The sequence below is a fragment of the Nostoc sp. CMAA1605 genome, assembly GCF_021596505.1.
Lineage (GTDB): Bacteria > Cyanobacteriota > Cyanobacteriia > Cyanobacteriales > Nostocaceae > Trichormus.
The window spans coordinates 1-12,584 of the sequence record NZ_PJIZ01000036.1 but is presented as its reverse complement, the minus strand read 5'-3'; the positions used below and the strand labels follow the sequence as shown (position 1 = coordinate 12,584).

The 12,584-nt window shown below is 40.4% G+C and carries 5 protein-coding genes; all 5 read right to left on the bottom strand.

What is annotated here, in order from left to right; all coding sequences use genetic code 11:
• Positions 1 to 17: 17 nt before the first annotated feature.
• Positions 18 to 1,271: a diaminobutyrate--2-oxoglutarate transaminase gene (ectB, locus tag CV014_RS14205; RefSeq protein ID WP_236142626.1), complete on the bottom strand. Its 1,254-nt coding sequence runs from the start codon at positions 1,269 to 1,271 to the stop codon at positions 18 to 20.
• A gap of 40 nt (positions 1,272 to 1,311) precedes the next feature.
• Positions 1,312 to 2,193: a cupin-like domain-containing protein gene (locus tag CV014_RS14200; RefSeq protein WP_236142625.1), complete on the bottom strand. Its 882-nt coding sequence runs from the start codon at positions 2,191 to 2,193 to the stop codon at positions 1,312 to 1,314.
• 71 nt (positions 2,194 to 2,264) lie between these two features.
• Entirely contained in the window at positions 2,265 to 3,677 is a 1,413-nt protein-coding gene (locus tag CV014_RS14195; protein ID WP_236142624.1) for a condensation domain-containing protein, read from the bottom strand.
• On the bottom strand, positions 3,674 to 8,440 hold the full coding sequence (locus tag CV014_RS14190; RefSeq protein ID WP_236142623.1) for a non-ribosomal peptide synthetase: 4,767 nt from the start codon (positions 8,438 to 8,440) through the stop codon (positions 3,674 to 3,676). Before CV014_RS14190 ends, CV014_RS14195 begins: the two co-directional genes overlap by 4 nt.
• Positions 8,437 to 12,584: amino acid adenylation domain-containing protein (locus tag CV014_RS14185; protein ID WP_236142622.1), on the bottom strand; the 4,148-nt coding region annotated here is incomplete at its 5' end. The genes CV014_RS14185 and CV014_RS14190, both read right to left, overlap by 4 nt.

The following is a 12,584-nucleotide window of genomic DNA, read 5'->3' as shown; positions in this document are numbered from 1 at the left end:
GAGAATGAGAGTTTTATTTAAGCTAGGCAATCATCAAAGGCTTGTTTGATAATGGAACAGCCTTGCTCTAATATAGGCATTTCAATTGTTAAAGGTGGCAAGATTTTAATGACGGTGTTATTTCTGCCGGCTTTTTCAATTATTAATCCTAGTTCAAAACAGCGAGAGGTGATATTTCTTGCTAAACTGGTATTACCTAAATCGGTAATATCAATACCCCAAATTAAGCCTAGTCCTCTTATTTTTATTCTCTCACTACTTGAGGCTATTTGCTCAATTAAGAAATTATTTAGGAAAGTTTCTTTGATTTTAACTTCTTTTTCTAGGTTGACGATTTCTCGATATTCCAGTGCAGCAGTACCACCAACAAAGGCTAGTTGATTACCTCGAAAAGTACCATTGTGTTCGCCGGGTTCCCAAATATCTAATTCTGGTTTCAACAATAATAACGACATCGGGAAACCATAGCCACCGATAGATTTTGACAGGACTACCATATCGGGAATAATATTGGCTCTTTCAAAAGAGAAGAATGGCCCAGTTCTCCCGCAACCTACTTGAATGTCATCACAGATTAATAAAATATCATGGCGATCGCACAAATTTCTCAGTCTTTGCATCCATTCTATAGGTGCGACAATTACACCACCTTCTGCTTGCACTGTTTCAAAGATAATGGCGGCTGGTTTTTCAACTCCAGAATTGACATCATTGAGAACTGACTCGATAAATTCTATCGTGTCAAAGCTTTCCATAAAGCCGAAGGGATAGGGCATGAATGCAACATTACTTGATGTACCATAAGCCCCAGCTTTAATATCACGATTACCACTAATGGATAAGCTACCCAAGGTCATACCATGATAGCCGCCCATGAATGAGAATATCCCTGGTCTTTTTTTCACCTTTCTAGCTAACTTTAATGCAGCTTCCACAGCATTTGTCCCTGTAGGGCCGCAAAACTGAAGTCGGTAGTCTAAATTTTTGGGGGTTAATACTGTTTCCGTGAACTTCGAGATAAACTGTTCTTTGGCAGATGTATGCAAGTCTAAACCATGTGCGATCGCATCTGCATCTAGGTATGATATCACCTTTTGTTTAATGTAGTCGTTATTATGCCCATAATTTAACGCCCCCGCACCTGCTAAAAAGTCAATATAAGCCTCTCCTGATTCTGAATAGATAAAAGCACCCTTGGCTCGATGAAATAAAGTTGGAAAGCTTCTGCAATAACTCCTGACATTAGATTCTCTTGTTTCAAAGATATTCATTTACTTTTCCTTAGTGCGTAATCAGATGCAACTTGCTTACTTACGAAACGTAATTGAGATAAGTTTTATAAAACCTAAATATTACTTGTGGCGGTACTTTAAAAATCAATCCTAGTGCCAATATCAAGTTGTAATAAACATTCTTTAATGGCATCCCTTTAGCACTAGCAGCTAGACCTTGTAATACACTAGATTGTGTGTGCCAATCAATATTAAAAGAAATGGATTTATCCCAACTTCTTACATGATGCAGTGTCCCAGGAGGCATATATAAAATATCTCCAGGATTCACAATTACCTGAATAGGTTTGGCATTTTGATAAAGTGGATATTGCTCTAAATCTGGTTTTTCGGGGTCAACCTTAAACCAACGCCAATTATAGCGATAACAATATTGAGCATCTTCCTTGAGAAACAGAGTAAATTGTTTCCGCCCAGAAATTTGAAAAAACAGATTATTTGTGAGTAGACAGTCAAAATGTAGCGGTGTCAAACTCCGAGATGGTCCGATAAAAAACTGGCAATAACGCCACCACTTATAACTATACCATTTTGGCAAGTATTCTAAAAAAAATGGTTTAACATCTTTAACAAGTTCAGGAATTAAACTAAATAAAGGTAAGTCATGACAATAAGGAGGTAGAACTTGCTGCTCTCCCTGTTCATATTGATCTAAAACATCTGCATATTCTTGAAAAGTAAAATTTTCAACTTCAATTTTACCATTATGAAAATGTTTAGCATATATTTTCAACCCAGGAGCAAGTGATTGAAAATAAGGCAACGACCATTTAGTAAAAGCATCCCAATTTTGAATTACACCAGAAATAACCACTGGTCGAGATTTATTGACATACTCTGATAAAAACTCCTCACCTGAAAGTTGATCACGACGGTCAATTTCTAAATCAATAGTCAACATACTTTTTTCTATTTTATTAACTCTCTAACTCTCCTACTCTGCGCCTCTGCGTCTCTGCGTGAGATTAATCTTTAATTACACACCGCCAATTCAAAATTAAATGTTGCCTCTTGCTCCAACATCAAGCCGATATCTCGCACCTTTTCTGTCAGTAACGATAAATCTTTCACCCGCACTTCAGGATTTATGGCAATATTTTCCAGTAATATCTCAAAATGCCTGAGTATGGCATTAATTGTGCCACTATCAAAACTGCGGAAATCGTAGCTAATGCCAATACGTAACTGTGAACCAGGATAGCCAACTAAGTTAATAGAATAGTTAGTTTTGTAAAGATTCAAACTCAGTTCTATACTTTGTTCCCGCTCTTGTGATTCCTGGAGAATATCATCTACTGGTTGATTTTCAAATACAAAAATACTATCAAATAAAGGCGAACCAGGTGGTAATTCACTCCAACGTTGGATATCTACTAGTGAAGTATATTCATACTGCCTAATTTCCACTAATTGTTCTTGAAATTGTTGCAACCAAGGTAATAAATACTGATTTGGCTCTACTTTAACTCTCACAGGTAAGGTATTAATTAACATACCTACCATCGACTCAGAACCTTTTAAATCTACGGGACGGCCAGAAACAGTACAACCATAGACAATTTCAGTTTGACAAGTGTAGCGGCTAAGAAGCAGAACCCAAACAGCTTGAGCAATAACATTAATAGTTATACGATGCTGTCGTGCTATAGATTGTAATTTAGCTGTGGTTGCTTTTGAGAGTTTTATTTGTGGTTCATCATATCGTGCTTCTGGATTATATAAGTTATCTACATACAAATTTTTTAGTGGCGTAGATGCTTTTAATCCTTTCAGCATCCGTCGCCAAAACTCTTCCGCCTGTGATGAATCTTGTCGTCGCAACCAAGCAATATAATCTCGAAAAACACTACCTTTTCCTAAGTCAATATTTTGACCTTGACTATAAGCTATGTATAACTCAATAACCTCTTTAATGACTAACGGTGATGACCAACCGTCCACAGTAATCATGTGTGAACTCCAAATAAATTGGTAGGTATGGTCATCAAAGCGAATTAAAGTTACTCGCATTAAAGGAGCTTGGGATAAATCAAAGCCTTGCTCTCTATCTTGGACTAAAAAATCATCCAAACGTTTTTGCTGTTCTGTTGCGTCTATTCCTCGCCAATCAAGTTGTTTTATGGGTAATTCGACATGGCGGTATACAACTTGTAGAGGTTTGTCGATATCTTCCCAATAGAAACCAGTACGTAACATGGTATGTCGAGCTACGACTTCTTGCCAAGCACGTTCAAAAGCAGCAAAATTTAACCTATTTCGCACCTTAAACGTAAAGCCTAATTGCGAAAAATAAAGTGTCACTTCCGAACCATAGACACAGTGAAACAGAATACCGTGCTGTAGGGGCGACAGTTCGTAAATATCTTCAATATTTTCTGTATTCATATTACTTTTGATTTACCTTTGCGATTGAGTTTTGCCAAGAACTGATCTAGACCTTTTTGGCTTAAATCTAGTTCAGGGAAATCAGAAGGAGTGTAATTTTTTTCTTGAGTAGATTGGCAATGAGTAATAATTTCTTTCAAAGACTTGACAAACTCTTGGGCTAAATTTTCGATAGTGGAATAACGATAGATGTTTTCGCTAAATGCCCAATCAAATTGCAGTTGATTATTAACCACTAAGCCGTTGATTTCTAATAAGCTACTTCTTTGATTGCGAGGACTGCTCATTAAGCCACTGGAGTTCTGCACAAATCGGAATAGCGATGAGTGAGAAAATGTCTGGTCAAATTGTCCTAAATAATTGAAGACTACTTCCGGTTCTTGATAGTTTTTTAATCCATTATCGTGAGTCAAATAACGCAGAATACCGTAACTAATTCCACGATTGGGAATAGCTCGTAATTGCTCTTTAATTGTTTTTAATGCTTCCCCAGGATGAGATGCTTTTCCTAAATCCAAAAGTACAGGAAAGATAGATGTAAACCAGCCGACGGTGCGCGATAAATCTAAATCCTCAATAATGTCTTCTCGTCCATGACTTTCTAGTGCTACTAATAAAGAGTGTGTACCTGTCCATTGAGCAAAAGCTTGTACTAACGCGGTGAGTAACACATCATTGATTTGGGTGTTATAAGCTTGTGGTACTTCTTGAAGTAAGGCTTGAGTTTGTTGTACAGTGAGAGCGATCGCAATCTTCCTCTCAGAAGCTACTATATTCTCACCATCAATAAAATCCACTGGTAATTTTTGCTGTTGACACTGGGTTAACCAATAATCTCTCTCTTTTTGCAGGTTAACAGATTGGGCATATTCATACAGATGTTCTGACCAATATTTAAAAGAAGTTGTTTTCGCTGGTAACTGTAATTTTTTGCCTTGGTTTAGTTGTTGATAAGCTGTTTGCAAATCTTCTAATAAAACTCGCCAAGAGAAAGTATCTACAGCTAAATGATGAATAATTAGTAATAAGCGACTTGGCTGTTGTATGCCAAAGTTGTAGACAGCAAACCTCGTTAGTGTTCCCACTGATAAATCAAGATTGGTTTGTAATTCAGCCGCAGATGTCTGAAAAGCTTGTTCTTGTTCTGTCTTTGTTAGTCGTGAAAAGTCAAAACGCTGCAAAGAAATAGGTGTATGAATATCAGAGAGAACCTGCTGCAAACCCAACTCTGTTTTTTCAAACCTTAGCCGCAAAGCATCATGATGTAATAGTAACTGTTGTAATGCCTGCTCTAATAAGTCTAAGTCCAGAGCTTGTGGCATTTCCAGCGAAATTGTCTGATTCCAGTGATGGGGATTTAAGAAATTCTGCTCAAAAAACCAATGTTGAATAGGTGTTAGGGATACTTTACCTGTGACAAGTCCCTGTTCAATCTGGATTGCTGGTTTCAAAACTGCTACATTTGCTAACTGAGCAATAGTTTGATGCTGAAATAATTGTTTAGTTGTCAGCTTCAGACCTGCTTGGTTAGCTTTAGCAATAATTTGAATAGCAATAATTGAATCGCCGCCTAACTCAAAAAAGTTATCATGAATCCCCACTTGTGCCACATTGAGAAATTCCGCCCAGATTTCACAAAGGGTAATTTCGGCAAAACTGCGCGGTGCGACAAATGCTTTGTCTAATTCTGGTCTACTGGTGTCGGGTGCTGGTAAACTTTGCTTATTGACTTTACCATTAGGCAAAAGCGGCAGTGCCTCTAGCATCACAAAAGCCGATGGCAGCATGTAATTAGGCAAATGTGCTGTGAGGAAGTTTCTTAGTTCACTTGCAAGATTTTGCGCCTGTTTGTGCGGCACAACATAAGCTACCAAACGTTGAAAACCTGTATCATCACGCAGGATAACTACTACTTGTCGCACTTGGGGATGTTTACTCAAAACCGCTTCAATTTCGCCTAATTCAATGCGGAAGCCACGCAGTTTTACCTGATTATCAATTCGCCCCAGAAACTCAATGTTACCATCACTTAAATAACGTCCCAAGTCGCCAGTTTTGTATAGGCGATCGCATTCCCTCCCGCCTCGTTGAAAAGGGTTGGATATAAACTTTTGAGCAGTCAATAATGGGTTGTTGAGATAGCCTGGTGCTAAACCAACACCGCCAATATACAATTCACCTGGTACATTTAATGGCACAGGTTGGAGATTAGCATCTAGCAAATAAATTTCTGTATTTTGTACTGGTCTGCCTATAGGTGTATTTTGGTGACAAGTCGATTCAGCAGAAACAGTATATAAAGTAGCGCAAATTGTAGTTTCTGATGGCCCATAACCATTGATAATTTGCAAACCAGGAATTAATTTACTAATAGATTGTAGTAATTGTTCAGCAATGGGTTCCACCCCTACAAGTAATCTTTTTAAAGTCAGTTTGTGAGATTTTTCCTGTAACCAATCAGCTAAATCTTTCAGCATGAAAGGCGGAATGTACGCACTATGAATTTGCTGCAACTCTAACCACTCAAACAATGTGATTGCTTCATAGCGCATACTTTCGGTAGTTAGATGTAATTCTCCCCCTACCAATAAAGCTGAAAAAGTTTCATAAACTGAGACATCAAAACTAATGCTCGTCCATAAACTACACTTATTACCTTGAGCAAGCGGCTGTTTAATTTGAAAATCTGTCAGTAAATTAGTTACGCCTTGATGTGTGCAACCCACACCTTTAGGTTGACCTGTGGAACCAGATGTGTAGATAACATAAGCCAGATTTTTTGGTGTTGTATCTGTCACCAGATTTTCTGGACTTTGTTGGCTAATAATTGACCAGTTTGTGTTTAAATAAACTACATTTAATGGATGCTCAGGTAAAGCGATCGCTAAATTTTCTGTTGTCAACAATAGCGATGTCTGAGAATCAGATAACATCTGAGTTAAACGCTCTTTTGGGTAAGTGGGGTCAAGTGGTATGTATGCACCACCAGCCTTGAGAATCCCCAATAACCCCACAATCATTTCTAAAGAACGCTCAAAACAAATAGCCACTGGTACATCCGGTTTCACACCCAATGTCTGTAAATAATGTGCTAGTTGATTAGCACGGATGTTTAACTCTTTGTAAGTTAGTTTCTGCTCGCCAAATACTACCGCAACAGCATCAGGTATTTGTTCTACTTGCACTTCAAACAATTGATGCAGACAAGTTTTCGGATACTCAGCTTGAGTCTGGTTCCACTCTACTAGTAACTGATGGCGTTCTGCTTCAGTCAACAAAGGTAATTCTGAAATAGACTGCTCTTGATTGTTCACAATTCCCCAGAGTAAAGTCTGGAAATGTCCCATCATTCGGGTAATTGTGTCTGCATCAAACAAGTCTGTATTGTATTCAAACTTCGCCAATAACCCTTGCGTCGTTTCCCGCATTGACACAGATAAATCAAACTTAGCCGTCGCCAAGGGTATTTCCCAAAAGCTGAGAGTGAGTCCTGAAAGCTGTACCTCTTGTTTGGGTGCATTTTCTAAGACAAACATCACCTGAAACAATGGTGTATGAGACAAATCCCGCGTTGGCTGTAATTTTGCTACCAACTGATCAAATGGTAAATCTTGGTGATTGTATGCTTCCCACGCGACATTCTGCACTCGCTGTAACAACTCCCGAAAAGTCGGATTCCCCGATAAGTCGGTACGCATCACCAGAGTGTTAAGAAAATAACCAATTAGCGATTCTAATTCGCGGCTGTGACGATTAGCAATGGTCGTACCGACGCAGATATCATCTTGGTTGGTATAACGATACAGGAGCGTATTAAATGCTGCCAGCAGGGTCATAAATAAAGTTACCCCTGACTGCTGACTGAGGTGTTTCAGCTTGCTAGTTAAGTCTTGGTTGAGTTCTAAGGTGATGATATTTCCCTGGAAACTTTGCACCGCTAATCTTGGGCGACTGGGTAATTGTAAGACAGGTGGTGTATCACTAAGTTTCTGTTCCCAGTAGCGGAGTTGTTCTGGTAATAATTGTTGCAACTTGTGATGCTGCCAATAAGCAAAGTCCGCATACTGAATGGGTAACTCTGGTAGAGGGGACGGCTTACCAAGAGAGAAAGCCTCATAGATTGCTGCTAGTTCTTGGATGAAAATTGTACTTGACCAAGCATCAGCGATCGCATGATGAATGACAAACAATAATACATATTCTGTTGGCGCAAGTTTCACTAGAGTAACTCGCAGCAATGGCCCCTCTGCTAAATTAAAGGGACGTTGGGATTGAGCCATAGCAAACTGCTGGAGTTCTTGCCATTGTAAGGTTTCTACCGCCAGCGTGAAATTTGGTTCTGGGGCTATGGCTTGGAAGGCTTGCCCATTGATAGTTTTAAATGTAGTCCGCAGAATTTCGTGCCGTCTAATTATTTCCGTCAGTGCTTGCTCAAGAATTGTTACCTGTAATACGCCTTGCAACTTAATCGCAAATAATTGATTGTAAGCCGTACTACCGCCTTCTAATTCATCGATAAACCATAGTCCTTGTTGCCCAAAAGACAAAGGTAAATGTTGATTGCGGGGAACTGGTTTGATTGTTTCTTGAGTAGAACTAGTATGAAGAAACTGAATTATTTCGGCTTTCCGTGCAGTTATCTCGGCTTGTAATTCGGCTGTAAGTACGTCTTTTGGGGCATTACAGCGCAGGCGTTCTCCATCTAACCATAGCCTGATATCTAAATTACTCAATTCAGACAAAAACTCTGCAATTAATTTCATAGTTCAACCTCCACGCGATTATCTAATGCTTCATTAATCGGGGCTTGGAGTTTTTGCGTTGTTTGCTGAATCTCGTCAATTGATTTTGCCAAGCTAGATAAAGTTGGTGCTTGCAGTAAATTCTGCACAGGTAAATTAACTTGAAATTTTTCGCGCATTCGAGCAATAACCTGCGTTGCTTGTAAAGAATCTCCCCCTAATTCAAAGAAGTTATCGTTAATCCCCACTTTCTCAACTCGCAATACCTCTTGCCAAATACCAGCAATGATTTGCTCAGTTTCCGTTTGCGGTGTGACGTAATTGGTTTTGAATTGCGTCCGCAGATTTTGTAATTGAGGTAATGCTTGACGATTAACTTTACCATTCGCTGTCAGTGGCAGAGCATCAAGGAGGATAAATTCGCTAGGAATCATGTAATCAGGCAATTTTTGCTGTAAAAAGCTCTTGATTTCTTGCTTTTTAAACTTCTGTACAGATGCAGATCCCCGCGCCATAAACGTATACACAGCCAAAAAGTCAGCGATCGAGCCTGGCTGATTAAATACTGTGCAATCTGTAAATCCTTGCGCCAGTAAAACTTCTTGCCATTGCTGTGGCGACAGCAGAGGATTAGACCGTAGTGCAGTATCTTCAAAGCGGTCAAAACCTTGCTGCAACCCCATAAATAGTTCCCAGAAGGGATGCAGTTTTGTTGGTTCCACAAACAGCAACAAACCATTAGGGGCTAAGAGCGATCGCACATTTTCCAGAGATTCTTGGATATTGCGCGTAGCATGAATTACACCACCAGCAATAATCACATCAAAACTGTGGAGTTCATAGCCTTGTTCTTGGGGTGACTGTTCCAAGTTAAATAAAGCAGTTTCTAAGAAAGGATAGTGACCAAAATCTTGCTGTCCTAACTGCAAGAAATACTGAGATATATCTGTATAAACGTAAGTAGTTTTTTCTGGTGGCAAAACTGGTAATACTTCCCTAGTCACAGCCCCAGTTCCCGCCCCAATTTCTAAAATTCGCAGGTTAGTTGTTGACTGCCAAGACTGGGCAAGGTGATGTAAAATTTCCCGAATGACTAAACTACCTGCTTTAAATTCTTTACGATACAGGGCGGGGATTTCATCTGTAGCAATAATTTGAGCCGAGTGAATATTTTCTGTGAGAATTGCTGCTAGATTTTTAGCTGAATTCACCAACAATTCGACTGTATTTTGGTTGTAGTCGAGGATAGCTGCGGCTTCTGATAAAATCTTGGCTAACAATTCTGTAGGGAAGCTATTAGGCAGAAGTCGAGTATTAACAAACTTGTCACCATCTACTTGCAACCATCCCAAATCGACCAAGAAAGATAAAGCGCGACTCAGCCATTTACGATAGCGGGGTTTAACCTGGCCTCGCTGCATCAATTCATCCAGAGAGTATGCCTCATGGAGTTGGGTATAAACGCCAAACTGATGAAAGGCGATACTCACAGCATAGGTATAAAGTGGGTCGAGATGTTGTTGCCAAAAAGCAGCAAACACTTCTGGTTTCACAGCATCTAAGTTTTGTTGGGCGATTTTTGTTCCCTTCTCCAGAAGATTCTGCCATAACTGTTGTGTTTCATTACTATCTGCCATTTCTAGTTCAAATAGCGTTTCTGCTTGCTGTTGTGGCACTATACAGGCAATAATTTGTTGATGAGATTGTTCGGCTCCTGGAATTGTCACAGCGATCGCATCTTTTACCCCTGGATGCTGTTTGATAGCGGCTTCAATTTCACCTAATTCGATGCGATAACCCCTGATTTTGACCTGGAAATCTGCCCGTCCTAAAAATTCAATATTACCATCGGGTAAATAACGACCAAGGTCGCCTGTGCAATATATCCGTTCTTGGGTGCGGGGATGGGTAATGAATTTAGCCGCCGTTTTTTCCGCATCACGCCAATAACCTTGCGCCACCTGCACGCCAGCACAATACATTTGACCTGGAACCCAAACGGGACAATCTTCTAAAGCTTCATTCAAAATGTAGTATTTGGCATTAGCCATCGGTTTCCCATAGGGAATACTCTTCCAATTCGGGTCAACCTCTGTAATTAAATAACCAATATTCCAAATGGTCGTTTCTGTAGGGCCGCCAATACTCAATATTTGTACTTCTGGTACTAAAGCTTTGAGACTGTCAGGGAGAGACACCGGCAACCAATCACCACCCATAATTACCAAACGCAAGCTATCAGGGATAACTACAGATTGACTCTCGGCATATTCCACTAACATTTGCATCATGGCGGGGACGGAATTCCACAACGTCACTTTCTCCCGCACCATCAACTCAGCCCAGTGCGCCGGATCTTTCACACCGCAAGCATCAGGGATCACAATTGCGCCACCTGCACACAACAAACCAAAAATGTCATATACAGACAAGTCATGGTTTAACGCCGTCACCGCTAAAATTCTATCTTGGCAACCAATATTGAAGCGTTGGTTAGTGTGGACAACAACGTTAACAACATTGCAATGGCTAATCATTACCCCTTTGGGTAAGCCTGTAGAACCAGAGGTGTAAATAACGTAGGCTAAATCATCAGGGGTTTGTGCTGGTTGTAGCGGTTCCTTACTTTCTTTGGCGAGTTCTTGTGTATCTATGCACAGACGTTGAAGTCCTGAAGGCCAATCTAGTTTCTCATCCAACCAAGATTGAGTCAGCACAATTTTGACTTCACTGTTTGCTAACAGATAATCTCGGCGTTGTTGTGGCAAGTTTGGATCTATCGGCACATACGCCGCACCAGAGGCTAAAATCCCCATAACAGCCACAATTTGCTCCCATCCCTTATCCATAACTACGCCTATCAATTGGTTGGGAGTAGCCCCCAGTCGCCGCAGTTGATGACCTAGTTGGTTAGAGAGTGTGTATAACTCTTGGTAAGTTAAGGTGCGTTGAGAGGAAATTACGGCGGGTGCTGTTCCACGCTGCTGTGCTTGAGTAGCAAACATTGTATGCAGCATTGCGTCGGGAGTAGGCGCAGTTGTGGAATTAATACTATGACGTTGTGCTAATTGTGGAGGCGGAATTAGTTGTCTATTAGTTTCTAACCAAGCTGATTCGGAATTAGCTAGTTGTTTGAGTAAACCAAAATAAGACTCAAACATATCGCCAATTAGTCCTTCTGGGAATAGTTCTTCCACCACATCCCAGTTACAAGTCAAAGTTTCCTTTTCTTCCCAAACTTGAATATCCATCCAAGCTTGAGAAGCTTGACTGATACCGTAAACCAACTCACCAAAATGGCTAAAGGTTAAAGTTTCTTGTCCCAGGGAACTAAAGCCGAGAGTGCTAGTAAAGACAATTGGCATAGCACTGGGTGCTGTACCTTGTCGGCGTGCTAGTTCCCGTGTGACGCGCACACCACTGATGTAGCGATGTTCTAAATCTTGCAGTAGTTGTTGTTGCAGACGGCGCGATCGCTCTCTAAATGCTTCTGTCCTAGAATTATCTACAGCTAACAGTGTGACAGAGGTAAAGTCCCCTAAAATATCGTTGACTTGGGGATGCAACGGTAAGCGGTTAAATAAAGCTAAATTTAAGGTAAATCGCGGGCTTTTACTCCAAAGAGTCAATATTTCCGCAAAAGCAGCTAGTAAAACCCCAGAAGGAGTTAACCCAGCATTTGCCGCACGTTGCTTTAACTGCTGCCATTCTGTCGGTTCTAACCGCCCTTCATAACGCTTGTTTTGGTGGTGTTTGATTTCCTTGGGACTCTTCGCCAGTGGTAAATCTGGGGCTGGTGGTAACTCATCGAGACGATTAAACCAATAGGCTTGCGATCGCTTGTATAATTCTGTCTCTTGCAGTTTTTGTTCTGCTAAAACATAATCGCGGAAGGAAATTTCTAAGGGTGGTAATGGCTCCTCTGGATGCTGGTAAAGTTGAAACCATTCATCAAATAGGCGAAACAGACTCCAAGCGTCAAATATTTGCAAGTCAAAACTAACGTGTAACCGAAAACTCTCTTGAGCTAAACGTGTGACTCTAAACTCAAATAAAGGCCAGCGATCGCTCGGAATCACTTGATGAGACATTCGCTGACGTACTGCATCTAGTTCTGCATTAGTAATGTCTTCTGTTTTGCCTCTTAAATCTAAAACTTCTAGCG